This is a genomic window from Pseudomonas sp. ICMP22404, from assembly GCF_006227205.1.
GTDB lineage: Bacteria > Pseudomonadota > Gammaproteobacteria > Pseudomonadales > Pseudomonadaceae > Aquipseudomonas.
Map to the genome: position 1 here is coordinate 61,516 of NZ_VCNG01000006.1, position 25,169 is coordinate 86,684.

At 62.3% G+C, this 25,169-nt stretch carries 17 protein-coding genes and 2 pseudogenes; 2 read left to right on the forward strand and 17 right to left on the reverse strand.

What is annotated here, in order from left to right; translation table 11 throughout:
- Positions 1-65: 65 nt before the first annotated feature.
- The 6 genes from glgX to glgA all read right to left on the reverse strand — a co-directional run bounded on the left by glgX (position 66) and on the right by glgA (position 11,080).
- Complete coding sequence (gene glgX / locus FGE05_RS12725; protein WP_139645374.1) at positions 66-2,234, reverse strand: glycogen debranching protein GlgX; 2,169 nt, start codon at positions 2,232-2,234, stop codon at positions 66-68.
- 243 nt (positions 2,235-2,477) lie between these two features.
- On the reverse strand, positions 2,478-2,819 hold the full coding sequence (locus FGE05_RS12735) for a DUF2934 domain-containing protein (protein ID WP_139645377.1): 342 nt from the start codon (positions 2,817-2,819) through the stop codon (positions 2,478-2,480).
- 20 nt (positions 2,820-2,839) lie between these two features.
- Positions 2,840-5,626, reverse strand: a complete 2,787-nt coding sequence (locus FGE05_RS12740; RefSeq protein WP_139645379.1) for a malto-oligosyltrehalose synthase — start codon at positions 5,624-5,626, stop codon at positions 2,840-2,842.
- Positions 5,623-7,701 (reverse strand): 4-alpha-glucanotransferase, encoded by a 2,079-nt coding sequence (malQ, locus tag FGE05_RS12745; RefSeq protein WP_139645382.1) that lies wholly within the window; start codon positions 7,699-7,701, stop codon positions 5,623-5,625. Before malQ ends, FGE05_RS12740 begins: the two co-directional genes overlap by 4 nt.
- Positions 7,698-9,500: a malto-oligosyltrehalose trehalohydrolase gene (treZ, locus tag FGE05_RS12750; protein ID WP_139645384.1), complete on the reverse strand. Its 1,803-nt coding sequence runs from the start codon at positions 9,498-9,500 to the stop codon at positions 7,698-7,700. Before treZ ends, malQ begins: the two co-directional genes overlap by 4 nt.
- An 8-nt stretch (positions 9,501-9,508) precedes the next feature.
- The gene (gene glgA / locus FGE05_RS12755; RefSeq protein ID WP_139645386.1) at positions 9,509-11,080 is read right to left on the reverse strand and encodes a glycogen synthase GlgA; all 1,572 of its coding nucleotides are present in this window, start codon (positions 11,078-11,080) and stop codon (positions 9,509-9,511) included.
- 479 nt (positions 11,081-11,559) lie between these two features.
- Between glgA and FGE05_RS29845 the strand changes: the two genes are divergently transcribed.
- Positions 11,560-11,703: a hypothetical protein gene (locus tag FGE05_RS29845; protein WP_176563007.1), complete on the forward strand. Its 144-nt coding sequence runs from the start codon at positions 11,560-11,562 to the stop codon at positions 11,701-11,703.
- Positions 11,704-11,759: 56 nt separating this feature from the next.
- Here the strand turns inward: FGE05_RS29845 and FGE05_RS12760 are convergent, their stop codons facing one another.
- From FGE05_RS12760 to FGE05_RS12805, 10 genes and pseudogenes are all read right to left on the reverse strand, one after another.
- Positions 11,760-12,722, reverse strand: coding sequence for a D-2-hydroxyacid dehydrogenase family protein (locus tag FGE05_RS12760; protein WP_139645388.1), 963 nt, complete (start codon positions 12,720-12,722; stop codon positions 11,760-11,762).
- Positions 12,723-12,733: 11 nt separating this feature from the next.
- Positions 12,734-13,765: an alpha/beta fold hydrolase gene (locus FGE05_RS12765; protein WP_139645390.1), complete on the reverse strand. Its 1,032-nt coding sequence runs from the start codon at positions 13,763-13,765 to the stop codon at positions 12,734-12,736.
- Between the two features lie 134 nt (positions 13,766-13,899).
- Positions 13,900-14,346 carry a DUF411 domain-containing protein gene (locus FGE05_RS12770; protein ID WP_139645392.1) on the reverse strand — a complete coding sequence of 149 codons (447 nt, stop codon included), beginning with the start codon at positions 14,344-14,346 and terminating at the stop codon, positions 13,900-13,902.
- A 451-nt stretch (positions 14,347-14,797) separates the two neighbouring features.
- Positions 14,798-15,325 (reverse strand): annotated as a pseudogene (locus tag FGE05_RS30395) (methyl-accepting chemotaxis protein); the annotation flags it as partial.
- A gap of 333 nt (positions 15,326-15,658) precedes the next feature.
- Positions 15,659-16,792 (reverse strand): annotated as a pseudogene (locus FGE05_RS30400) (cache domain-containing protein); the annotation flags it as partial.
- A 120-nt stretch (positions 16,793-16,912) separates the two neighbouring features.
- Complete coding sequence (locus FGE05_RS12785) at positions 16,913-17,857, reverse strand: GNAT family N-acetyltransferase (RefSeq protein ID WP_139645397.1); 945 nt, start codon at positions 17,855-17,857, stop codon at positions 16,913-16,915.
- Positions 17,854-19,128 carry a phenylacetate--CoA ligase family protein gene (locus FGE05_RS12790; protein WP_139645399.1) on the reverse strand — a complete coding sequence of 425 codons (1,275 nt, stop codon included), beginning with the start codon at positions 19,126-19,128 and terminating at the stop codon, positions 17,854-17,856. The genes FGE05_RS12785 and FGE05_RS12790 overlap by 4 nt, the downstream gene beginning before the upstream one ends.
- A gap of 54 nt (positions 19,129-19,182) precedes the next feature.
- Positions 19,183-21,591, reverse strand: a complete 2,409-nt coding sequence (locus tag FGE05_RS12795; protein ID WP_139645401.1) for an acyl-CoA reductase — start codon at positions 21,589-21,591, stop codon at positions 19,183-19,185.
- A gap of 1 nt (position 21,592) precedes the next feature.
- Positions 21,593-22,720, reverse strand: coding sequence for an acyl-protein synthase (locus FGE05_RS12800; protein ID WP_139645403.1), 1,128 nt, complete (start codon positions 22,718-22,720; stop codon positions 21,593-21,595).
- 29 nt (positions 22,721-22,749) lie between these two features.
- A complete protein-coding gene (locus FGE05_RS12805) occupies positions 22,750-23,985 on the reverse strand; it encodes an MFS transporter (RefSeq protein WP_139645405.1) in 1,236 nt (411 codons plus the stop codon).
- A gap of 538 nt (positions 23,986-24,523) precedes the next feature.
- On the opposite strand from FGE05_RS12805, the gene FGE05_RS12810 reads away from it, so the two are divergent.
- Positions 24,524-24,712 (forward strand): hypothetical protein, encoded by a 189-nt coding sequence (locus tag FGE05_RS12810; RefSeq protein ID WP_047698563.1) that lies wholly within the window; start codon positions 24,524-24,526, stop codon positions 24,710-24,712.
- Positions 24,713-24,715: 3 nt separating this feature from the next.
- On the opposite strand, the gene FGE05_RS12815 is transcribed toward FGE05_RS12810, so the two are convergent.
- Positions 24,716-25,096, reverse strand: coding sequence for a fe2+ zn2+ uptake regulation protein (locus FGE05_RS12815; RefSeq protein WP_139645406.1), 381 nt, complete (start codon positions 25,094-25,096; stop codon positions 24,716-24,718).
- Between the last annotated feature and the right edge of the window lie 73 nt (positions 25,097-25,169).

Below are 25,169 nucleotides of genomic sequence, written 5' to 3' on the forward strand. Positions count from 1 at the left end.
TGCAAGCCCGGTGATGCGCCACCAGAGCCGCGTCCTTGCGGCTCCTGATGGTTTGTAACCTTTTATCACCTGTCCCGCTTTTCTTCTTCGCGCTGCAACTCGAACAACAGCAAGGAACGGCCCGTGACCGAGTATTCGGAGTCGAAATCGAACCGCTCCTGACCCCGCACCATGGGCTGGTTGGTGTCTACCATGCACGTCCAGAAGCTGCCTTCCGGCACTTCCGGCAGACGGAAATTGACGATGTCATGGTGCGCGTTGACCACCAGCAACAACGTCGCGTCACCGCCCTTGCGGCGGATGCCGGTCTCCTGGGCGCGACCGTCCATCAGCATTCCCAGGCAGCGACCGTGGCTGTCCTGCCACTGTTCGATGGTCATCTCACTACCGTCCGGTGCCAGCCAGGTCACGTCCTTGACGCCGATATCCTCGTTGTAGTTACCCACCAGGAACCGTCCACGGCGCAGGATCGGGTAGGCCAGGCGCAACTTGATCAGGCGCTTGACGAACTGCAGCAGTGCCGCGCCATCTTCGCTCAGGTCCCAGTTGACCCAGCCGATCTCGCTGTCCTGGCAATAGGCATTGTTGTTGCCATGCTGGGTGCGGGCGAACTCGTCCCCGGCGACGATCATCGGTGTGCCTTGGGCCAACAGCAGGGTCGCGAAGAAGTTGCGCATCTGCCGATGGCGCAGAGCGTTGATCTGCGGATCGTCCGTCGGGCCTTCGACGCCGTGGTTCCAGGACAGGTTGTTGTTGCTGCCGTCCTGGTTGTTCTCATCATTGGCTTCGTTGTGCTTGTCGTTGTAAGACACCAGGTCATTCAAGGTGAAGCCGTCATGGGCGGTGACGAAGTTCACCGAGGCATAGGGGCGGCGCCCACGCTGATTGAACATCTCGCCCGAGGCGGTCATGCGACTGGCGAAATCGGCAAGCTGGCCGTCGTCGCCTTTCCAGAACGCGCGCACGGTATCGCGAAACTTGTCGTTCCACTCGACCCAGCCCGGTGGGAAGCGTCCCACCTGATAACCACCGGGGCCACAGTCCCAGGGTTCGGCGATCATTTTCACCTGGCGCAGCACCGGGTCCTGGCGGCAGGCAACGAGGAAACTGTGGCGCTCGTCGAAACCGTCGTGATACCGGCCGAGGATGGTTGCAAGGTCGAAGCGGAACCCGTCGACGTGCATCTCCGAGGCCCAGTAGCGCAGGGAGTCGGTGACCATCTGCAGCACGCAAGGGTGGCTCAGGTCCAGGGTGTTGCCGGTGCCCGAGTCGTTGATGTAGTAGCGTTTGTCATCGGGCATCAGCCGGTAGTAGGAGGCGTTGTCGATGCCACGCATGGACAGGGTCGGGCCTTGCTCGTTGCCTTCGGCGGTGTGGTTGTAGACCACGTCGAGAATCACCTCCAGGTTGGCATCGTGCAGGTGCGCGACCATTTCCTTGAACTCGGCGATCTTGCCGCTGGCCAGGTAACGCGGGTCCGGGGCGAAGAACGCAATGCTGTTGTAGCCCCAGTAGTTGGTCATGCCCTTGTGCAACAGGTGCTGGTCGTTGACGAACGCATGGATGGGCAAGAGCTCGACCGACGACACGCCCAGCTTGCGAATGTGCTCAAGCACGTCATCGACCATCAGCCCGGCGAAGGTCCCGCGCAGATTTTCCGGTACGGCGGGGTGACGCATGCTGATACCGCGTACGTGGGTTTCGTAGAGGATGGTCTTGTCCCAGGGCACGCTGACGCGATGGTCGTGGCCCCAGGTGTGGGCAGGATCGATGACCTTGCACTTGGGCACGAATGGAGCGCTGTCGCGTTCATCGAAACTGAGGTCGCCATCGGGATGGCCGATGGTGTAGCCGAACAGCGCCTCGGACCATTTCAATTGGCCCACCAGTTGTTTGGCGTAAGGGTCGATCAGCAGTTTGTTGGGATTGAAGCGATGACCGTTTTCCGGATCGTAGGGACCGTAGACCCGGTAGCCGTAGATCAAGCCCGGGTGGGCATCGGGCAGATAGCCGTGGTAGATCTCGTCGGTGTACTCCGGCAACTCGATGCGTTCGAGTTCGACCTCGCCGGTGTCATCGAAAATACACAGTTCGACCTTGGTGGCGTTGGCTGAGAACAACGCGAAATTGACCCCCAGGCCATCCCAGGTCGCACCGAGCGGGAACGGCAGCCCTTCGCGAATCCGCGAGGCCTCGATAACAGGCGGCGGGGTGGTTTTCTTTGGACGGGTCATGGGTTGCTCCTGCAAAAGACAGACAGATACGGCAAAGCGAGTGGTTCAAGAAATTCATGGATTTCAGAGTGACTGGAACGGGTACAGCTCTTTCTGGTAAAGGACTTTGTGGCGAGGGGATTTATCCCCGCTGGGCTGCGCATCAGCCCCAAAAGCTTAGGGCCGCTTCGCGCCCCAGCGGGGCGGTACGACGTCTCGCTGAGTCCCCTCGCCACAGGGGTTGTGCCAGCCTGAGCCCGAGGGTCAAACCGCCGGTGGCTTGCGCGCCGCGCGTGGCTTCTTCTCAGCTGGCTTGCCAGCTGCTGGTGCCGCCGCAGCGGGTTTAGCCGCTGGTTTGGCCTTGGGCGTGGTGCTTTTTGGGGCAGCCTTGGCCGTGGTGCTCTTGGCTGCCACAGGCTTGATGTCGTTGGCCTTGCTGGCGGCGGGTTTGCCGGCGGCCTTGGCAGGCTTGCTCGGTGCCAGGGCCTCGGCTTCGGCCAATTTGCGCGCCATCTCCCAATGACGATCCTCCTGCCCGGCAGGTTTACCTTCGGACTCCCAGATCTGATAGGCGAATTCACGAATGCGTTTATCGTCGGTACTCATCGCAATGCTCCTGACATGACTCAAGATGGGATAAAGACGTTGACTGGGAAATCCCCCAGCGCGTTGCTGACCATCAACTCCCCTTGGGGTGTGACTGCTGCATGTTTAAAAAGTCCCTTCAGTTTTTCACCCTCTACGGCGAACGGTAACGAAACGCGCGTATCGCCCCAATTCGAAGCCGACACCCAGGGTTCGGTACCGTTTTCCAGCAGGCGGGCGGCATGGATCGGTACCACCACGATCGCCCGCTGTTGCTCGTGCTCACGCATGAAAGCCAGGACCCGGTTCGCGTGCTCGCCGGTCACGGGTAATGGCCGGTAGCTGCCCTGGCGGAACAGCTGCGGGTACTCGGCCCGCAAGGCCAGGGTCCTGGCGATCAGGGCCTGCTTCACCCGGCCATCGCGCCAGTCGCGTAGCAGTTCGGCAGGGGAGCTGCCGGCCTGCATGGCCTGACGGCGCGCGTCGAAGTCCACCGGGCGCCGGTTGTCCGGGTCCACCAGGCTGAAATCCCAGAACTCGGCGCCCTGGTACAAATCCGGAACGCCGGGTACGGTCATGCGCAGCAACGTCTGTGCCAGGCTGTTGAGGGCGCCCGCCGGAGCGATGGATTGGACCGCCTCGGCGATGGCACTGCGCAGTGGCAGCCCTTCATCGCACAGCAACAGCCGTTCGAGGAACATCTGGGTTGCCTGTTCATAGGCATCGTTGACCGCCGCCCAACTGCTTTGCAGCTTGGCTTCCCGCAACGCCTTGCGCTGCCACTGCCACAGGCGTTCGTTGTAGGTCGAGAGTGCCTGGTGATCGTTCAGATCGAGGTCCAGTGGCCAGCTCCCAAGCAACGCCTGGTACATGATCAGCTCATCGCCGGCCGAGGGTGCGGCGGGATCGCTGTGCAGCGACGGCGAGAGAATTCGCCATTGTTCGACGCACGCGGTGTACCACTCTGCGCGCTCGCTGAGCACCGCCAGCCGCGCCCGGGTGTCTTCGCCGCGCTTGTGGTCGTGGGTGGCGGTGGTGATCAGGTTGTCGGGAAAGTGTTCCAGGCGTTCAAGGCCAGCGTCATGAAACTCCTGCGGCGGGGCGCTGAAACGCTCGGTGTTGTAGCCCACGTCGTTGCGCGACAGCAGTACCGCCGAGCGATACAGGGCGGTGTCCTCCACGGCCTTGGCGGCAGCGGGTGAGGTCAGTTGCTGGAAGCGAACACAGGCATGGCGCAGCCGTTTGCGCTGGCTCCCTCGTGGGCGTTGCCGCCAGGACATCCCGCCGAGCCAGTCGGCCAGGCAATCGAGCACTGGCCAGTCGGCTTCGCTGAGGGTTTGCCTCGCGCCTTCCAGAGCCTTGCGGAAAAACACCTCGTCTTCGACGCTGCGGCCCAAAGGACTGATGTAGGTGCGGTACACCGGGAAGTGCACGATGAGCTCCTGCAACGCCCTGCGAATCGCGCCGAGGGTCAGGTCGCGGGTCATCACGTCGTCCCGGGCGACCTGTAGCAGGGCCTGGGCGACGCTTTCGAAGTCGCCGGCCAGGGAACCGTTGAGAATCTGCTGGCGAGCCAGGCGGGCTTCTTCGATGAAGTGCGCCGGCCGCTCGCTGTGGCGGCTCCAGAACTCGGCGAGGGGGGCGGCGCCGCTCGGATCATGCTGCAGCAGTGAAACCTGGTTCATGAATTCGTAGCCGGTGCTGCCATCGATGTTCCAGTCCCGGCGCAGCGTCTCTCCATCGCCGAGGATTTTCTCGACGAAGATCGGCAAGTGTCGCGACGGTGACAGCGCATCGACACGCCTGCGCAACTTCCGACAGTAACCGCGAGGGTCGGCCAATCCGTCGATGTGGTCGATCCTCAGGCCATCCACCAACCCATTGCCGATCAATTCGAAAATCTTTGCGTGAGTCGCTTCGAACACCGCCGGGCGTTCGACCCGCAGGCCACCCAGCTCGTTGACATCGAAGAAACGTCGCCAGTTGATGTCATCCGCCGCCGTGCGCCAACTGGCGAGGCGATAGCTCTGGCGCTCCAGCAGTTGATGCAGGCGTTCGAAACCTTCGGATTCCTCGGAGTCGTAACCGCGCAGGTTGTCTTCGATGGCGGCCAGGATGCCGGCTTGCTTGGCCAGTTCGCTCAGTTCCTGCTGGAGCGGGCGGGCGAGGGTATGGGCGTCGGTCTGGTAGTTCAGTGTGGTGAACCGCTCCGCCAGAGCCTTGAGGGACTCGGCCTGTTCGGGTGGAAGGGTGTCGGCGGGTCTGAGCAGTTCGCCGTACTGCATCGGGCAGATGGGGAAGTGGTGCTCGTAATGTTCGACGTAGAAACGGCCCATGGCAGCGTCGAAACGCAGCTTCAGCGTACCTTCCTGCAACGCCACGCCGTAGTCGCTGCCCAGGAATGGCAACAGCAACTGGCCTTCCATCAGTGGATCGGGAGAGTGCCACTGGATATCGAAGAACTGGCCGTAGGGGCTCAGGCGTCCCCATTCCAGCAGATCCAGCCACCAGGGGTTGTCGTTACCGCCGACCGCCATGTGATTGGAGACGATGTCGAGGATCAGGCCCATCCGATGCTCGCGCAAGGCCGCTACCAGGCGCTTGAGCGCGGCTTCGCCACCCAGCTCGGGATTGACCAGGGTCGGATCGACTACGTCATAGCCATGCATCGAGCCGGCCCGAGCCTTGAGCAGGGGCGAGGCATACACGTGGCTGATGCCCAGCGAAGCAAAGTACGGCACCTGCGGGACCGCATCGTCCAAGGTGAAGCCTTTATGGAACTGCAGGCGCAAGGTTGCCCGCAGGGGTTGGGTCGACGTCTGGTTCATTGGTCACGCTCGTTCGCCTGAAGTCTCGCACAGGCGAGTATTTCCAGACGCCGTGCGGCGTCCGGGCCATCCAACAGCGCCTGACTCTCGCCAGGCAGGCGCCTGCGCCAATTGGGGTGAGTGTCGGTGGTGCCAGGCAAGTTGGCCTGCTCGTCGATGCCGAGGGCGTCTTCGAGCGGCAGCAGCACCAATGGCGCACGGGTATGGCCGAGGAATCGCACGCTGGCGTCCAGCACTTGATCGGTTTCGCGATGTTCCTCGCGAAAGTTCTGCGGGTCCTGGTTCAACACGTCGCGCAGCCCCTCGCGTTCACGCTCGCGATGCCGACGCCAGTCCATTTCGGTATGGGAGTCGATCAGGTCCAGGCGGGCGTTCCAGTCGATGTCATGACCGTGCCACCAGCCATTGAGGGTCGGCAGGTCATGGGTGCTGGTGGTCGCCAGGGCATTGTCCGGCCAATCGAGAATGGGCTTGAAGCGGGTGTTGTCCTGTTCGAACAACAGCACCCGCATGCCGAGGATGGAGCGGGCGCTGAGCTTCTCCCGCAAGCCATCGGGCACGGTGCCGAGGTCTTCGCCGAGCACGATGGCCTGATGACGATGGGATTCGAGGGCCAACAGGCGCAGCAAGTCGTCCACCGGATAATAAAGGTAGGCGCCATCGCAGGGTGGCGCATCGTTGGGGATCACCCACAGCCGTTGCAGGCCCATGACATGATCGATTCGCAAGCCGCCGGCATGGGCAAAGTTGGCCCGCAGCATTTCAATGAAGGCGCGAAAGCCATTACGGACCAGGCCTTCCGGCGAAAACGCCGAGATGCCCCAGCCCTGACCGGAACGATTGAGGATGTCCGGTGGCGCCCCCACGGTCAGCGAGGCCAGCAGTTCATCCTGGCGGCTCCAGGCCTGGCTCCCGGCGCCGTCGGCACCCACCGCCAGGTCGGCGATCAGGCCGATGCCCATGCCGCTGGACCTGGCGGCGCTCTGGGCCCGTTCCAGGCACCGCGCAATCAACCATTGGCAAAAGGCGTAGTAGCCGATTTCGTCGGCGTTTTCCTCGGCGAAACGTGCCAGCGCCGAACTGCGCGGGTTGCGCCACTCTTCGGGCCATTGACGCCAATCGAGGCTTTCACCGCGGGCGGCGCGTTCCGCTTGCAGGGCTTCGAAGCGGCAGTGATTTTCCAGGGCCTCGCCGCTGGTGTGGCGGAAACTGCTGAAGTCTTCATGCAGTGGGTGTTCGCCCTGGCTGAAGCCGTCGTACAGGGCGCGCAGGATCTTCTGCTTGGCCTCGGCCGCCACCGGCCAGTCGACCAGGGGCTGTTCTTCCAGGTGGCGCAGTTGATTGACCAGGCCCGTCGCGTCGATGGCCGTGCGCAGGGCCCGTTCCCCCAGGATTGTGCCCGGCGCGGCATAGAGGCTGTTGAGGAACAGGCGGCTCGAGGGCGAGTACGGGCTATAGCGCCCGGTGTCGCTGCTGAACATCGCGTGTATCGGGCTGATCGCCAAGGCGTCGGCACCGCGTTCGCCGGCTACCCGTGCCAGTTCCTCCAGCGCCTGGGTGTCGCCGAAGCCACCGTCGCCAGGACGGCGCAGCGCGTACAGCTGTGCACTCAGGCCCCAGGCCCTGGGCGTCGGATCGTCGACGGCCTCGGCCACGCTGTAGCAGCGGGCGGGCGCCACGGCCAGGGTGAAATGCTGGTCCTGGATGCGGACCTGCTGATAGCCCACCGGGATCATCCCCGGTAGCTTCGCGTCGGCGTCGAGCTTCAGGTTCAGCGTCGCGCCGTCCTCGAGCTGGATTTCGCAGGGCATCGAGCCTTGGAAATAGCGGCTCAGGTCGACGTTGGCCCCGACATCGGCGGTGATCAACGGGGGTAGACGATGGTTCTGCTGATCTTCCTGCAATTGCAAAAGACTGGCGTCGATTTCCTGAGCACTGCCGGCCGGATGGCCCAGGCCCGTCAGGACCGAGCGCAATACCGCCGGCGAGACTTTCTGGGCTCGGCCATTGGCGTCGATCCAGTCCACCGCCAGGCCCGCGCGGCCGGCGAGGATTTCCAGTTGCGCATCGCTCATGGGCGCTCTCCAGTAATGTTGGGCAACGTTGCCGCTTGTGTCAGAGTGACCAGCGCGCTGTAGGGCGCAAGAGCACCCTGTTCCAACAGACCCATGGCTTGCTGTGGATGTTCGAAAAGAATGCGCGCCTCCTCTGGAGCGCTATGTTCAACCGGCTGCCCGCTGAGGTTCAGGTCGATGCGCAGCACGCTGCCGTCCTCCATCCGCCAGCGCGCACTGATCGCGCCGTGGCCCAGTACGTCGGCGCCCAACGCCTGGATGGCGGGCAGGCGCGGAACGATCTCTTCCCGGCGGATCTTCAGCAGATGGCGGTATAACGCCTCGTTGGCTTGCTGCTCCGGTCGGCGGGACTCCAGGTTCGGTCGTGAGGCATCGAATGTGGCGGCTGCGTTGGGATCGGGAATGCGCTTGCGTTTCTCGGGGTCGGCGAAGGCACTGAAGGCCTTGAACTCGTTGCGCCGACCCTCTCGCACCAGTTCTGCAAGCTCACCATGGTGGCTGGTGAAGAACAGGAACGGCTGTTCGGCGAGTACTTCATCCCCCATGAACAGCAGCGGGATCATAGGACATAACAGCAACAGCACCGTCGCTGCCTGCAGGGCCTGGGGCGGGGCCAATTGGTGCAGGCGCTCGCCCAGGGCCCGGTTGCCGACCTGGTCATGATTCTGCAGGAACAACACGAAAGCGTTGGGGGGCAGATGACCGCTGGGTTCGCCCCGGGGCTCGCCATGGCGATTGATATGACCCTGGAACACGAAACCCTGGCTGAGGCAGCGCGCCAGTTTTTCCGTCGGCTGTTCGGCATAGTCGGCGTAATAGGCGTCGGTTTCCCCGGTGAGCAACACATGCAGGGCGTTATGGCCGTCGTCGTTCCACTGGGCGTCGTAACCCTGTTCGAGCAGGCTGGCCTGGTTGTGTTCGTTTTCCACGGTCAGCCAGACATGCCGCGCCGGGTCGACCTGCTGGCGCACCCTGGTGGCCAGTTCCTGGAGAAAATCCGGGTCTTCGATCGCGTGCACGGCGTCCAGGCGCAGGCCGTCGAAGCGGTATTCCAGCAGCCACATGAGCGCATTGTCGATGAAGAAATCCCGCACCTCGCGGCGCCGGAAATCGATCGCCGCGCCCCAGGGCGTGTGCTTGTCTTCGCGAAAGAAACCCTTGGCGTAGCGATGCAGGTAATTGCCATCGGGGCCGAAGTGGTTGTAGACCACGTCCAGAATCACCGCCAGCCCATGACCGTGGGCGCTGTCGATCAGGTGCTTGAGCTGTTCCGGCGTGCCATAAGAGGCCTGGGGGGCGTAGGGCAATACACCGTCGTAACCCCAATTGCGGTCACCGGGAAACTGGGCCAGTGGCATCAGTTCGATAGCGGTGACACCCAGTCCGGCCAAGCGGGCCAGTTGTTGCTCGACTCCCTCGAATCCACCAAGGGTGCCGACATGCAGTTCGTAGATCACTGCTTCGTACCAGGGGCGGCCGGACCATTGGCTGTGTCGCCATTGGTAAGCGTGGGGATCGACCACCACGCTGGGTTGGTCGATATCTCCGGCCTGGGCGCGCGACGCCGGGTCGGGTACCTCCAGTTCACCGTCGATGTTGTAGCGATAGCGGGTGCCAGCGGGGCAGCGGGTCTGGATCATGAACCAGCCGTTGGCTTGGGGCAGCAGCGGTATTGAATCGCCAGTGTCGAGTTCGACACTGACGTAAAACGCATCCGGGGCCCACAGGGCGAAACGAGTGTGCTCGGCATCAAGCATGATCGCGCCGTGGGTCCAGGTGTCAGGCGTCCTTGACGGCATCGATCACCTCATTGTCTGGCCGATTTACCCAGGGATTTAGCCACCAGTTGTTCGTAGAGCTCGGCGTAGGGTTCGACCGCCTTGCTCCAGTTGAAGGGTGCCGACATCGCCCGGCAGCGCATGGCATTGAGTAATTCGGGGAAGGCGAAGACCTTGAAGGCGCGACTTAGTGCCTGCTTGTAGCTGTCCACGGTGGACTCGGCGAACAGGAAGCCGGTGACGCCGTCTTCAATGGTGTCGGCCAGGCCGCCGGTATTGCGCGCCACCGGCAGGGAGCCGAAACGCTGAGCATACATCTGGCTCAAGCCGCAGGGTTCATAGCGCGATGGCATCAGCAGGAAGTCGCTGCCGGCGAACATCCGTCGTGCGTCGGTTTCGTTGAAGCCGATGCGCACGCCTATCCGACCGGGGAAGCGTAGCGCCAGCTCACGCATGGCCTGTTCCTCTTCCGGTTCGCCACGGCCGATGATCGCGATCTGGCCGCCGGATTCGACGATGAATTCAGCTACGGCTTCGGTCAGGTCCAGGCCTTTCTGATACACCAGGCGGGACACTACGGCAAACAATGGGCCCTTGGACTCGTCGAGGCCGAACAGTTCGCGCACGTGGTCGGCGTTCACTGCCTTGCCCTCCCAGTCGCCGATGGCAAATTGGCGGAACAGATGCGTATCGGTGGCCGAGTCCCAGCTCTCGTCGATGCCGTTGGGGATCCCGCTGAGCAGGCCTTGTTGGGTCTTGGCCGCGAGAAAACCGTCGAGCCCGCAGCCGAACGCCGGGGTGGTGATTTCCTGGGCATAGGTGGCGCTGACCGTGGTGATGTGGCTGGAATAGGCCATGCCCGCCTTGAGAAACGACAGCTTGCCGTAGAACTCCATGCCTTCCTGCTGCAACGCGTGCTCGGGAATCCCCAGCTCAGGGCAGGAGGCCAGGCTCACCACGCCCTGGTACGCCAGGTTATGGATGGTGAACAGGGTCGGGGTGCGCTGCCCGCGCCAGTGCATGTAGGCGGGTGCCAGCCCAGCCGGCCAGTCATGGGCATGGACCAGGTCGGGGCACCAGTGGATCTGCGCCAGGTTGGCAGCGATGTCCGCCGCGGCCAGGCCCAGGCGCGCAAAGCGGATGTGATTGTCCGGCCAGTCGCGACCATTGTTGGCCCCGTAGGGCGAGCCTTCGCGGGCAAAGAGTTCGGGGCAGATCAGCACGTAGATCACCAGGCCGTCAGCCATGTCCATGCGCCCGATCTTGCAGGGTGGCAGCGCTGCATGGCCGCCCAGTTCGCCGATGATGTGGATCGGGTTGCCGCTGTTCATCACTTGCGGATAACCGGGGATCAGTACCCGGACATCATGCAGACCGGCCATCGCCCGGGGCAGTGCGGACGACACGTCGCCCAGGCCACCGGTCTTCACCAGGTCAGCGATTTCCGAGGTGACGAACAAAACTTTCTTGCGGTTAGGGTTCTGGCGGACGACGGGGAGCAGTGCCTTGCCTCCGGTGGACAGCACCGGTGCCGTCGGCGATTCAGCCGCCGGCGGTAATTGTGAACGGACTTGTTGGGGTTCCAAGGCAGCACTGATCATAAGTATCTCCTGTATCTCGATCTGTTTCCGGCAAGCGCCAGAGCTGTTGTTTCAATGGCCGAATCCTGCGGCCAGGCGCACAAGCGCTACGCAAGGAGAGCAAAGCGCTGCCCAATGCGGCAAAGCGAATCAGGTAATGGGGCTGTGCAAGGACTGCACCAGCCGCTGTTGCCCTTCCTCTAACCTGACCCGTCGCCGTTGCGAAAAGTTTCGACTTTTTTTCCACTGGATGACCGGTCGGTTTTCCCCCCGGATTGGCAGTCTAGGTCAGAACCTAGAGCGGTGCGGTGCGCTTCGTCGATTTGTCGGACAATCACGTTTTTTGTCGGCAATGTCTTACATGACGAAGGGAGATACGCGCCGACGAAGTGCACTTATCTGAAACAGAAATGCGGTAGGGGGCAGGGGTGGTTTCATCGCCGTGCGCGATCGGGTGACGGGATGCACCATTGGAGTGCGTGGAAAATGGAGGCGTTTTGATGGCTCTGCCGATCAAGGAAAAGATTGCTTCTGTGGGAGCGAGCTTGCTCGCGATGGCGGTATGCCAGCTATACAGCTCTCGGCAGATCCACCGCTATCGCGAGCAGGCTCGCTCCCACAGGAAGCGCAACGGTGATCCCTGATTTCACTACCGACAAAGAACCCATGTGGGAGCGAGCCTGCTCGCGATGACGGTCTGTCAGCCAGTCGGGGTCAGCAAGCGGATCGGTGCTCCGGCGGCCCAGGCTTGCAGGTCCTCGATCATCTGCGAATAGAATTGCTGGTAGTTCTGTCGGCTGACGTAACCCACATGCGGCGTGGCCAGTACGTTACCCAGCGTCCGGAACGGGTGATCGGCGGGCAAGGGTTCTTGTGCGAATACATCCAGGGCGGCGCCGGCCAGGCGTTTGTGCCGGAGGGCATCGATCAGCGCGTGTTCATCGACAATCGGCCCTCGTGCGGTGTTGACCAGCAGCGCCTCGGGCTTCATCCAGCCCAGCGCCTGGGCGTCCACCAGGCCTCGGGTGCGTTCGCCGAGTACCAAGTGGATCGAGAGAATGTCCGCCTGCTCGAACAACTGTTGTTTGCTCACGTAGGTCACGCCCACCTCGGCGGCCTGTTCGGCGGTGAGGTTCTGGCTCCAGGCGATCACTCGCATGCCGAACACCTGGCCGAACTGTGCCACTCGCTTGCCGATACTGCCCAGGCCGAGGATGGCCAGGGTCTTGCCATACAGGTCGCCACCCAGGCCCTGTTGCCACAGGCCCGCGCGCAGGGCATTGGCTTCCTGGACGAGGTTTCGGCTCAAAGCCATCACCAATGCCCAGGTCAGTTCGGGAGCCGCGTGCTTGTAGCTTTCGGTGCCGCACACCTGGATGCCCAGCTCGGCAGCGGTCTTGAGGTCGAGGGCGGCATTGCGCATGCCGCCGGTGAGCAGCAGCTTGAGATTCGGCAGGCGACGCAGCAAGCCTTCGTCGAATGACGTGCGCTCGCGCATCACGCAAATCACGTCGAAGGGCGCCAGGCGTTCGGCGAGGGTATCGCGGTCGGCAGGGTAGTCATGGAGAAAAGTCACCTGGCCGATGCTGTCCAGGACCGACCAGTCCACTACGTCCCGCGCCACATCTTGCCAATCGTCGATGACCGCTATTTGCACCGCCATGGGGCACCTCGTCAGGGAATGGGTTTGTTCAGCCAGCTCAGCAACGCTTCATGGAAGCGGTCCGGCTCCTCCATCTGCGGAGCGTGCCCCAGAAGAGGGAACTCCACCAGGGTCGACCGAGGGATGAGTTGGGCGGCCTGCTTGCCCAATACCTCATAGCGACCCAGTTTGGCTTTCACCGCTGGTGGAGCGATGTCGCTGCCGATGGCCGTGGTATCGGCGGTGCCGATCAGCAGAAGGGTCGGCATCTTCAGGTCCTTGAATTCGTAGTAGACCGGCTGGGTGAAGATCATGTCGTAGATCAGCGCCGAGTTCCAGGCGACCTGGGTGTGTCCCGGTCCCTTGTTCAAGCCGGCGAGCATGTCTACCCAGCGTTCGAACTCCGGTTTCCAGCGGCCGCCGTAGTAAGTCGTGCGCTCGTAATTGCGAATACTGTCGGCGTTGAGCTTCAGCTCCCGTGCGTACCATTGATCGACGGTGCGGTAAGGCACGCCAAGAGCCTTCCAATCTTCCAGGCCGATGGGGTTGACCATGGCCAGGCGCTCCACCTGATCGGGAAACTGCAAGGCATAACGGGTGGCGAGCATGCCGCCGGTAGAGTGCCCCAGGACGATGGCTTTCTGTATGCCGAGAGCCTTGAGCAGGGCCTGGGTATTGGTGGCCAGTTGTTGGAAGCTGTACTGGTAGTGATCCGGTTTGCTGGACGTGCAAAAACCGATCTGGTCCGCTGCGATCACCCGGTAACCGGCCTCGCTGAGGGTCTTGATCGAGTCGCCCCAGGTGGCGGCGCAGAAGTTCTTGCCGTGCATCAGCACGATGCTGCGGCCATTGACCTTGCCCTGGGCCGGTACGTCCATGTAGCCCATCTGCAGGGATTTGCCCTGGGACTGGAAGGCGAAATGCTTGAGGGTATAGGGGTATTCGAAACCTTGGAGTTCCGGCCCATAGGCCGGCCCTTCCTGGGCGCTTTCGGCATGGGCGAGCAGCGGCAGGGTGGCGGTCAGGAACAGGCTGGGTAACCAGCGAAGAGTGGCGCGCGGCATGGTCGATCTCCTTGTGGCAGCCGGACGATCCTGGGGCGGCCCGGTTATGGCGACATTAACCACAGGCAATCGACAGGCCGGAATGTTCAACCTAGCCGGGGGAAATGCGCCATGACGCCGTTCAGCGATCCCCGTCAGTGAGCCGGATAGTCCGCCACCACGGTTTGCGTCCCGTCTTTTTTCAGGCCGATCACCTGGTAGGCATCGCTCATGCCGTCCATTTCCATGCCGGGTGAGCCCATGGGCATGCCGGGCGCGGCTACGCCGAGCAAGTCGTCCCGCTGGCTCAGCGCCCGTACCTGATCGGCAGGCACGTGGCCCTCGACGAATTTGCCATCGATCTCGGCGGTATGGCAGGAGCGCAGGTTCGGTGCCACGCCCAGGCGTTGCTTCACTGAACTCATGTCGGTTTCGACATGGTCGTTGACCTTGAAGCCGTTCTCTTGCAGATGAGCGATCCATTTCTTGCAGCAGCCGCAGTTGGCGTCGCGGTGCACATCGATGGTGGCAGGCGCGGCGGCCTGGGCCAGGGTGGTCACGAACAGGGCGCTCAGGGCGAGCAGGTGCAGGGGATTGGCCATGAAAGCGGTCTCGTGTGGAGCGGGTTGGCGGGAGGATACCAGAGTAGCGGCTACGAGCTGACAGGCCGCTGAGGGACAGATGACAGAATTGTCAGGTGGGGGGCATCAAGCTGAATGAAAAGGCCGCGGGACCTTATGGGCACTGGGTTTGCTCGCGATGGGCAGGGACAGTCAAAATTGATGCAAGCTGTTTCGCCGCTATCGCGAGCAGGCTCGCTCCCACATTGGGTTCGGGGTGTACGCAGCACCTGCATACGCCGCCCACCCTGATTGCGGGTTGGTCACAACATCCGGTCACTACGTCAGCCCGTTGTGGGAGCGAGCCTGCTCGCGATGACGGTGGCACAGCCGACATCTCCGCAATCTGACCCACCGCTTTCGCGAGCAGGCTTGCTCCCACAAGGAGACCACGCTGGCCGGGGTTCGCCCGCGAGCAGCGTGGCCACAGTTCTCAGCGAAGTTTAAAGCGCCCCATGATGGCATTCACTCGACTGTTGGCTTCCAGCAGTTGCCGGGTGTTGTTTTCGCTGGCCAATCCGCCTGCCACCAGTTCCTCCACCATATGGCGGATTTGCACCATGCTGCGGTTGATCTCTTCGGTCACGGCGCTCTGTTGTTCGGCGGCGGTGGCGATCTGGGTACTCAGGCTGTTGATCTGACCGACGGAACCGGCCATTTCATCCAGGCCGGTGTTGACCCGGGAGGTCGCGTCGGCAGCCGACTGGCAACTGGCCTGGGTATTTTCCATTGCCGAAACCGACGAACTCACGCCTTGGGTCAGGCGGGTGAGCATTTCGTTGATTTCCGAGGTGCTGGCCTGGGTGCGCGCGGCGAGGGCTCGTACCTCGTCGGCTACCACTGCAAAACCACGGCCCTGTTCGCCGGCCCGGGCAGCTTCGATGGCGGCGTTGAGTGCCAGCAGGTTGGTCTGTCCGGCGATGGCACCGATCACGCCGAGAATCTCGGTGATGCGCTGCGCATCCTGCTGCATGCTCTCGACCTTGCGGGTGGCGCTGGCGACTTCATCGATCAATGCCACCACGCTATTGGAGGCCTCGCCCACCACGACGCGAGAGCGATCGGCATGTTCGTTGGCGCGCTGGGTGAATGCAGCCGTTTCGGCGGCGTTCTGGGCGACGCTTTCGGCCGTGGAGCTCATTTGATTAATGGCGGTCACGGTCTGATCGGTTTCAGAGGCGTGGCGCATCAGGATTTCGCTGGTATGGGCGGAAGTCCGTTGCAGGTTGTCCAGGCTCGATGCCATGGCGCCAGTGGCTTGGGTGACTTCGCCGATCATATCTTGCAGATAAACGATGAAGCGGTTGACCGAATGACCAATTGCTCCCAGCTCGTCCTCGGCACGGATGGTGATGCGTCGGGTCAGGTCGGCATCGCCGGTGGACAGCGCGTCGATGTTGCCCTTGAGTATCTTCATGCGGCCGGTCAGTTGGCGGATGGCGTACAACTGCATCAGCACCAACAGGATGACCATCGGGATCTGCAGCAGACTGAGGGTATTCAGTACGTCATCGCGCTGGGCGGTGATCAGGCGGGTTGGCAAGGCGGTGGCGAGGAACCAGGGCGTGCCTTCGATGGGGCGCATGAAGAACGTGCTGGCTTCGCCCTTGTTGTCGAACTCGACCCGCTGCAACGGTTGATCACGGTGAGCCAGGCCTGCCTTGACCTGAGCGGCAAAGGGCGAGGCGGCGGCCAGTTCGCTGACATTCTTGAGCACGATCGGACCGCTGATGCGCGAGCTGTTGCTGATGATCTTGCCGTCGCCTTCGACAATCAGCATCTCGGCGTTCAGGTCGGCTTCCTTGCGCGCCACCAGGTCATTGAAGAACCCCAGGGTCACGTCAATGGTGGAGACGCCATAAGGAACGCCGTTTTTCTGGATGGCCATGGCGCAGTTGGTGCGCGGTTCGGCGCTGGCGTCATCTTTATAGGCGGCGGCCCAGGCGCATTTGCCGGGCGGGGTGGCCATGCCGCCCTTGTGCCAGGGCTGCTCGTAATAGTTTGGTGCGGCGTCGCTGTTCCAGAACGTATTGACCACCAGCTTGCCAGAGCTATCGCGGTGCCAGAACGTGCTGAACTTGTTGCGTCCTTCGGCGCGCTGGTTGGGCAGCGGCCAGATCCCGCCACCGAAGACTTTCGGTTCGCCGTATTGGTCCACCAGACCTGGAAGTACCTTGTCGATGGCATCGCTGTCGAGCAACGGAATGGTCTGGGTGATGCTGCGTTGCTGGGCCTGTACTTTGTTCAGCTCGCCCTGGATCTGCTCCGCGACTTCGCCGATGCGGTTGAGCGCCACTTGCTCCTCGGTCTGGCGCAGCTTGGGCGCCACCAGATAACTGATGCCCACGACCGTCAGGATGGACAACACCAGGATGAATAGGACCAGGAACAGCGTGTAGCGAGCCTGAATAGTGCGGAATGAGGGCATTGGACAGTTCCTTGCTCGAAGGCGTCTTTCGGGGCGGTAGACTTATCTGTATCGGCCCCTCGCCATAGCGCTTGAATGTCGGACGCTTGGCGCGGGGTACCGTTCGTCGCCCGCCTCCCGTCACGCCGCCGAGCTGGACCGCGTGCCTCTCCAGGTCTGTGTATGGGCCTGCAGCTCATCGTGCAGTCGTTGCATCGGCCTGGCATGCAGGTCGAGCTGGCGAGCCAGCGCGCCACGGTGAAACAGCGCCTGCCAGTGCAGCTCGCCTTCGACGGGCACCATGCCGGTAAAAATGAAGCCGGCAGCCATCAACCGTCGATAATCCTCGGGGAACTGTCGACGCAGTCCGAGTCGTACCGAGATCGACCAGTGGGCCGGCAAGCGTTGCAGTTGCCTGGCCAGATGCCGGCTCATGTGACCAGCGACCACGTCGATACGCCCGGGTAGTGAGCTGATCTGCAGTGGCTGCATCGAGGCCGGTACATCGTCGACGGTGGTGCCAAATTGCGCTGCCAAGGGAGTCATCAACCATTGGCACGAGGCAGGCCAGTGCACCTGCGGCAAAGGCCGCTGATGCTCGCCCATCATCTGGCAGCCGATCACAATCGTCTCGGCCTGGGCCGCGGCGAACGGCGAGGGCACGTAGTCGGGCATCAGCCCGACATCATGGAAACCGAGTCGTTGCGCCAATCGTTGGCTGTAGAGGTGGCTGGTGACCTGTTTGATGGACAGCCTGACGAGACCGAGGTCGTTACAGCGCTCCAGGAGTAGCCGGCCCAGGCGGGTAGCGATCTGGCTGCCTTGCCGTGCCGGGTCCACTGCCACCAGTGCCAGTTCCGCATCCTCCCGGTTCGCGACCGGTCGGCACAACGCCGCGTGGCCCACCACCCGGTCCTCCATCACGGCAACCATGGAAAACCAATGTCGATGCTGATTGTGCTGGCAGATCATGTGGGGCACGTAGACGTCTGGCGAAACGTAGTGATCGCCGTATACCCGGCGGAACAGTTCGCTGGTTCCGATGGCATCCGTGGGCCTGAATGTCCTGATGACCAAGGTACTCATCTGGCGTGCCTCGCTGCCATCGGGCCATAGAGCCGACGGTCGATGACCGGCAGGTGTTTACCGGAGCGCGGGTGGCGTTCCAGGTCCTGTGCCTGGCAGGCATGAACCTGCAGGTTGAGTTGATCAACGCCCGGATGTTGTTCGATCAAAGCGAGTTTCAGCGCCTGGGACAGTGACTCGCAGCGGTTAGATGGGTTGTCGGCCACCCATTTGAGCACCACACCATCATTGTTTTCGACGGACTCGATGATCAGTTGCCATTGAAGTTCGCCGCCAATGCTCTGGATGATTTCGCCAATGTGTTGCGGGAACAGCGACGCCACGCCGACCCGCACCCGCTGGCTCTGCGCGCTACGCCCCGCCAGTTCGAACTTGCGCCGTGGGGTGCCGACAGGCTCGCGCCAGCAGGCCCGATCACCCACTGGATAGCGCACCATCGGCATCAGGGACCGGGTGAAGTTGGTCACCACCAGGTTGCCGGGGCGGCCACAGGCCTCGATGACCTCGCCGCTCACTTCATCGATGATTTCCACCCGAGTCTGCTCGTCGAAGACGCGGTGTTCGCCGAGCCCGCAATCAGGAGCACTGGCGCCGACCAATCCGGCGTCCACGCTGGCATAACCGATGGAGGCGAAGCGTGCCTGGGGAAAGGCTTGTCTCAACATCACAAGTTGGCGCTCGAACAGGTGCTCGCCGCCGAACAGCACGGTAGTGATACCGGACAGCGTTCGCCCCTGCCGGCTCAGATGACTGGCAATGGCCAGCAGGTGGGCCGGTACGCCCGCCAGCACATTGATGCGGTGTGCGGCGACGGCATCGGCCAGCACGTCGGGATCGATCGACCCGGTGAAGGGGAACTCGCTGATCGGGAGGTCAACCTGGCAGAGAGCACCGTGAATGAACAGGAAACTCGCATACAGGTCCCCCGAAAAGAACAGATTGGCGATTCGATCACCTGTTCCAAGCTGGGCGGCAAGGCTGCCTGCGAAACCCTCGAGCATTCGCTGCCATTCCCCATGGGTGTACACCGACAGCTTCCCCTGGCTGGTGGTGCCACCGGTTTTATAGATCAGTGCGTCCGTGACGGGCCCGGTCAATACCTCCCAGGTGTCCAGGTCATGACTGCCGCGCCAGTAATCGCTGGCGTCGACAATCGGCAGGTCCTCAAAAGCGCAGCCTTGCGCAGGTAAATGCGTCCAGTGTTTCTGGTAATACTTTGAATGCAGGCGAATATGGCCAAGCCATTGTTCAAATGGAAAGGAAGGGCTCATCAGGGGGGCTCTCGGGCTATGAAGTTCGCTGGATAAGGCGCGGGCGAAGGGCTATCAGCCGGGGCTTCTGTTATCAATCACTAGCGGGACTTTGCCGCTGTGTCTGTTCTGTTCGAAACATTCGGGCGTACAGCGTTGGACTTCCAGTACCAGCAATGCGGCATCGACGGATGCGCACAGTGGCGGCAGTGCCAGGACCTTGCGTCGTACCGTTTCGGCTTCGCCGTCGGCGCGGATCAGCATGCGCTCACAGCCGCTGCTGTCGTGATCGAGGACGACCTGAATGGCCACCTGGGCCAGTTCGGCAAGCGCCCGGGTATTGATGGATTCCGTGGCGACACGCAGCACGAGGCCGTGGCGCTGGCGTAACTCGAACCTGGGGGAGGCCAGGCCACAAGGGCAGGGGCCTGGCAACCAGCGTCCGCAATCGCCGACGTCGTAGCGCTGGAGAGGTTGCACCTGGCGCTGCCTGGAAGTGAACAGCAAGCGCCCGGTTTCCCCCGGCGTGACCGGAGCATCCCGCTCCAGGTCGATGATTTCCAGGTGCTGAATCTCGTCCATCAGGTGGAACACGCCATCATCGCTGGCGGCGCAGGCGTGGCCGAGAGGACCCGCATCCACGCTGCCGTACAGGGCCGAGCGAATGCTGCTGACGCCGCTGTCCAGGAACAATTGCCGGCTGGCTGGCCCCAGGTGCTCGCCGCCCAACAGGACCTTGCGCACAGCGCAGTAGCCTTGGAGGATTCGCCTTTGGCTGGAGAACAGACGGTGCAGTGTGCTCGGCATGCCGATCAGCGTGTTGATGCCATGGGCGACGATCATCCGGGCGATTTCGTCGAACGCCTTGTCTGTCGGCGCGCCCATGGGGTAATGCACGACACTCATCTGTTCGAGTATTTTCGAGAAACTGAAAAAGCCGCCGTAGAGGTTGCCTCCGTAGAACAGGTTCATCACGCGGTCGTGTGCGGGGTCCAGGCCGGCCGCACGCAGGCCGTCGGCGGCGGCACGCATGTGGCGATCGAAGTCGCGATAGCTGTAGCACGACAGCACGGGCTCGCCGCTGCTGCCGCCGGAACGGAAGAACAATTGCGCCTTGGGGTCAATGGGGAGGGCCATGAAGCCAGCCTTGTCCATGATCGGCGCTGAAGGATTCATTGATATCGGAGCTGGAGAGGTGTCCAGCGTGACACGATGACTCGCGACGTGGGGTTCAAGGCCGACCGATACCCGCCTGCTCAAGCGTTGCAGTGCGTAGACGCCGTCATGGGGCTCGCCATCATAGCCCTGCTGAATCTCACGGGTTGTCGAGATGCGCGATACGCCAGCGGCTATCAGGCGACGTGCCAGCCCCGGCGCCTGTTCCGGCTCGCAAATGAGGGCGCAGCTCTGCAAGACGTTCCGCCAAGGTAGCAGCGTCTCGGTCACCCGCACTTGGGGGACGGGCCGCAGCAGCAGCGTGCGAAACAGCGGCGACGGCGACAGGTCGCGATGATGTTCCCAGAGAACGCGCCAACCCTCACCGGCCCAGACCTGGCCTGCATGGCCGGCGAAGCTTTGGTCCAGTCGGGCGAGTGCCGTCCGGGTGGTGATCTCACAGGCTTCGGCCGTGGTGAGCGCCAGGGCCGGCCAGCGTCCGGCCCTTCGCTCGAATGCGGCGGCCAGGGCGTTACCCACTTGCTCCATGACGACGGGGTCGTCAGTGTCGACCAGCAGCCATTGTGGGCTGGAGCAGGCTTGCTGGTCTAGGCGGCAGATTTCATCTACCAGGCTATCCAATGCCTGGGTGCTGGCGGCGTGAGGCGTGAGATAGGCGAAGCTGATGCGATGCCCCCAGTCGATCCAGCGACAGCCGCTTGGGACCTGCTCGCGCAATGCCTTGAGTGCCGTCTCGCCGCCCCAGGCGCTGACACCTTGTGCCAGGGCGAAAAGACGCTGGCTGTCGTGGTGGGGAACCGGCAATACCGCCAGGTAATCGCAGAGCCGGCCACTGCTGTCGTACGCTAGAAAAGCCGCCAACAGGCGCGCCGTCAATTCCCCATCCCGTGTGCTCGGGCGTATCCAGTTGATATTGCCCGCCAGCAGACTTTCCAGGGCCGCGCAGAACGCCAGCAATGGTGCATTGCTCGGCGTGACATGCACCACCAGGCCCAAGGGCTGCCAGCTTTCAAAGGGCCCGTCGCTATAGTCGATACGCCGCAGTGAGCGAGGATCCGGTCCCAGCTCTCGCGCAAGTTTCAAGCTCAGGTGCTCGCGGCCGCAGAATGCGATCAGTGCCTGGCGTTGGTCCTCGTCGAGGAAGGCTTCCCGTCCAACGCGCAGTCCCTGAGCGAACGCCTCGGCGCAGTCGAGCACGCTGGCGCTCGTGGGCGCCCAGGCCAGTAGGGCGGGCAGTTGCGCTTGCAGGCGGTCGAGGGCCTGGTCGAGTGTCAGGCTCCCATTCAGTTGACCGTTGATGAGGTACATATCAATGCTCCTTGATCAGTTCAGCGGCAGCCATGGCGCAGCTTCGGCTGGCGCTGGTGCCGGCACGTCCATGCAGTTCGAACCACTGGGTGCTCGAACCGCATTCACAGTTGGCGGGGTGCAGGGTCGCCAGATCGCTCATCACCACGGCATGGGCGGGACTGGAGGAGATATAGGGCGAAACGAACGACAGCAATCCGGCCTCGCCGAACGGCTGCACGTCGAAGTTCGAGGGGTGACGGACAAAGACTTTCGAATAGACCGGCACATGAAACCGATGCTGGGCACATTCGATGTAGGGCACGGCGTGTTCGACGGCACCATAGCCGTCGCGGCAGCGATGGGCCTTGATGCCCAGTTGCCGGGTGATGCGTTCATAGACCTGATGGCGGGGCATTTCCCGGGCAGCCTGTTTCTTCCAGCCGCCGCCGAGGAACACCAGGGAATCAGGCACGAGCGTCAGGTTTGGGACGCCGCTCTCGCGCATGCGTTCGAGTACGTGCCAAAGCAGCGCCGGAAAGCCGAAGATTCTCACCGGCAGGCCTTGCTCGGCGAATGCCTGCAGGGCACGGATGACGCCGAAAACGTCGAACTCATGGCCGTTGCCGGTACGTCGCAAGGCATAGGCAACGCTATTGGCCGGGGCGAAGCGACACAGGAACTGGTCGGTATAGGCTGTACCGAGGCGATTGTCCGGTTCGGGTTCATGGCTGAGCAACAGGTAGTTGCAGGGCGCGTCCGGTGTCGACCAACCGTAATGATCGAAGATGCGTGCCACCATCCCTTGGGCGGCCGCCATGCTGCGTTCGTCATAGCGCATGCGGCTTTTCTGGCCGCCGGTGCCGGAGGAGGTGAGCTCCAGGGCCTCCTCGCCCGTAGGGCTGACCAGCAAGCGTTGCTTGAAGTAGTTGGCGTAGATGGGCGGCAGGCGCGACCAGTCCGTCAGATGTTCCAGGTCCTCGACGGCAAGCCCGTTGGCGTTGAGCCAGTCTTCGTAGCCTGGGGTATGGTGGCTATGAAACAGGCTGATCTCGGCCATGGCCCGATCGAACAGCCCGGCGGGCATCGAGTCGGGGCTGTAGGGTTGGGACAATGCACACAGTGCATCGGCGTGGGGGAAATGAATCATCGGATAACTTTCCTAAGAGGCGGAGCAATTCAAACGTGTGCGACCGGTCGCGACTTGAACAGGCACAACGCAACAGGACAACTGAGCCCGGCGATACCGGCCATCAAGGCAAAGGATTCCAGGCTGTTGCCGGCGCCCAATAACGCCAGCAATGAACCGGCAACGCTCATCACGGCGATGGAGATCATCCCGACCATGGCCGAGACCAACCCTTTGCTGTCGTCGCTGGCAAACAACGCCAGTCGATACAGCGCCGCATTGCCCATGCCGAGGCCGAGGGCGTACAACGAAAGTCCGCTGACCAGCACAGGCAGGGAAAGGGCGAACCGACTGGCAATAACCAAGGCAACCAGGCCGGCGCACAGGGGCCAGAGGCTGCGACGAAGCACGCCGTCTACGCCGGCCCGTTCCACCCACGCGTTGAGCAGGAGATTGCCGAGAATCACGGCGGCGAACACGGGGATCTGCCACAGCCCATACACCAATGGTGAAACCCCCTGTCCCTCTATCAGCAGCAGGGGCGACAGGCCGATCCAGGCGATCAGGGGCAGGCTCATCAGCCCCAGCGCAACGCTGGCCGCCATGAATCGGGGATGGCTCAGCAAGGCGCCATAGCGTTTGATCAGTGCAGCCAGTTCGAAAGGAACAGGTGGCGGCTGTTGGCTGCCTGGAGGCGCCGGCCTGGCGCGGTGCGGCATGAAGCCCCAGAGCGCCAGCCAACTCACTGCGCCGAGGCCGGCCAGCAGCAGAAACAGTTCGCGCCAGGACAACCATTGCAGCAGCAACCCACCCAGCAAGGGGCCCAGCAAGGGCGATAGGAGGGCCAGGTTGCCCAGCAGCGCCATGATTTTCACGGCATCCGACTCGTTGAACATGTCCTGTATGGCGGGGTAGCTGACGGCGATCACGAAGCCCAGGCCCATGCCCTGGATCAGGCGAAGGCCATTGAACCCCTGCATCTGGGTGACCTGGGTGGTCGCCGCACAAGCCAGCACGAACCCGGCGCAACCGGCCAGCATGAACGGCCGACGTCCATGGTGATCCGACAACGGCCCGATCAACCAAGGCAGCAGGACGCCACCCAGCAGGTAGAGGTTGAACGCGTAGGGAATCTGATCCGAAGCCGCTCCGAGTTCTTCGGTGACGGCGAGCATGGCGGGCATGATCAGGTCGCTGGCCATGTACGTTAATAATTCAAAGAGTGCGATAGCCAGGCAGAAACCTGTCAATCGTTTAGGCGAGAAAGTTGTCAGCAAGTTTTGCATTCCCAGCGTTTATTTTGAGTAAAGAGGTGTGCGCCTCTTATTCGAGAATACGTGGGGGGCGATAAGGCTTGAAAGACAGAGTTCCCCGGTGTTAACGAAGGAAATGCGCTTTGCGGACGTAAGAAAATGTCCGCAGGAGCGGACATTTATTTCCTAATTAAGTCAGTAAGTTACAGCTTGATTGGTAGGAGGGGTCGTAGCATGGGGAGGCTCGCTACAGAGGCTTCACCAAGGACACGCCGCAAAGGTCCTAGCGGTGCTGGTCGAAACCCGGACCACCCGGATGTCCCGGTCCTTGCCCATGACCGTGGCCTGGGGGGAAAAAGAGGCAGCCGCTCAGCGTCAGGATCGATAACAGCGGCAGCAGCAGTGACATGCGACGAAACATAAATAATATCCTCATGATTGAACACCGTGCTTGCGCGTCAGCGCTCCTTCGGCGGTACCATGTGACCCCGTCGGCTGCCGCTTGTCCCTGAAATCGGGTAAGCACTTGGCAAGCGAGCGGATACAGAACGGATACATTCAGGAACTGGCAATGACTCATTCGCAACGTTTGAAATACTCGATTCTGATTATCCTCGTGGTCCTGGCGATCATGCTGGGACTGTCGTGGATGCAGAACAAAGGCATGATCAGCGAGCAGCTGTTTCAATACATCGCCATTGCCGTGGCGGTGATCGTGGTGGTGATCAACGGGGTGATGCGGCGCAAGGTCAAGCCCTGAGCGTCATTCCGTGGCCGCGAGCACGGCCATGGCCCTGGCGTGCAGGCTGTAGCTCTTATCGGGGTTGAGCGTCACCACGCCTTCGCTGCACAGGCGCTTCAACACCTCGCGAACGCTGAGGAAGGACAAGGGAATGTCCAGCCCCAACAACTGGGTGTGCACGCCCCGCACGCCCAGGCAGCGGTTCTCCACCGTAGCGGTGAGCAATACGTCGATGATCTTGAGGCGAATGAGGCTGGTCCTGAGCCCGAAGCTCTTGAGCAGACGCCTGATGTGCTCGTTACTGCCTCGTTCCGTCGATCTGACGGGTACGGTATTCGTGGCCGTCATCGACACACCGGTCGATTCCAGCTTATCTGTCACGGGCAGTTGCGCGTTATGCATGCCAAAAATCCTTGCCAGCCTGATCAGAAAAGGTCACCGGTGTTCTCATGGACGAACGAGGGCGTTCAATCAT

Excerpts from the sequence above, each read along its gene's own strand:
- glgX (WP_139645374.1), bottom strand. The coding sequence starts at position 2,234 with ATGACCCGTCCAAAGAAAACCACCCCGCCGCCTGTTATCGAGGCCTCG.
- FGE05_RS12735 (WP_139645377.1), bottom strand. The coding sequence starts at position 2,819 with ATGAGTACCGACGATAAACGCATTCGTGAATTCGCCTATCAGATCTGG.
- FGE05_RS12740 (WP_139645379.1), bottom strand. The coding sequence starts at position 5,626 with ATGAACCAGACGTCGACCCAACCCCTGCGGGCAACCTTGCGCCTGCAG.
- malQ (WP_139645382.1), bottom strand. The coding sequence starts at position 7,701 with ATGAGCGATGCGCAACTGGAAATCCTCGCCGGCCGCGCGGGCCTGGCG.
- treZ (WP_139645384.1), bottom strand. The coding sequence starts at position 9,500 with ATGCCGTCAAGGACGCCTGACACCTGGACCCACGGCGCGATCATGCTT.
- glgA (WP_139645386.1), bottom strand. The coding sequence starts at position 11,080 with ATGATCAGTGCTGCCTTGGAACCCCAACAAGTCCGTTCACAATTACCG.
- FGE05_RS29845 (WP_176563007.1), top strand. The coding sequence starts at position 11,560 with ATGGCTCTGCCGATCAAGGAAAAGATTGCTTCTGTGGGAGCGAGCTTG.
- FGE05_RS12760 (WP_139645388.1), bottom strand. The coding sequence starts at position 12,722 with ATGGCGGTGCAAATAGCGGTCATCGACGATTGGCAAGATGTGGCGCGG.
- FGE05_RS12765 (WP_139645390.1), bottom strand. The coding sequence starts at position 13,765 with ATGCCGCGCGCCACTCTTCGCTGGTTACCCAGCCTGTTCCTGACCGCC.
- FGE05_RS12770 (WP_139645392.1), bottom strand. The coding sequence starts at position 14,346 with ATGGCCAATCCCCTGCACCTGCTCGCCCTGAGCGCCCTGTTCGTGACC.
- FGE05_RS12785 (WP_139645397.1), bottom strand. The coding sequence starts at position 17,857 with ATGAGTACCTTGGTCATCAGGACATTCAGGCCCACGGATGCCATCGGA.
- FGE05_RS12790 (WP_139645399.1), bottom strand. The coding sequence starts at position 19,128 with ATGAGCCCTTCCTTTCCATTTGAACAATGGCTTGGCCATATTCGCCTG.
- FGE05_RS12795 (WP_139645401.1), bottom strand. The coding sequence starts at position 21,591 with ATGTACCTCATCAACGGTCAACTGAATGGGAGCCTGACACTCGACCAG.
- FGE05_RS12800 (WP_139645403.1), bottom strand. The coding sequence starts at position 22,720 with ATGATTCATTTCCCCCACGCCGATGCACTGTGTGCATTGTCCCAACCC.
- FGE05_RS12805 (WP_139645405.1), bottom strand. The coding sequence starts at position 23,985 with ATGCAAAACTTGCTGACAACTTTCTCGCCTAAACGATTGACAGGTTTC.
- FGE05_RS12810 (WP_047698563.1), top strand. The coding sequence starts at position 24,524 with ATGACTCATTCGCAACGTTTGAAATACTCGATTCTGATTATCCTCGTG.
- FGE05_RS12815 (WP_139645406.1), bottom strand. The coding sequence starts at position 25,096 with ATGCATAACGCGCAACTGCCCGTGACAGATAAGCTGGAATCGACCGGT.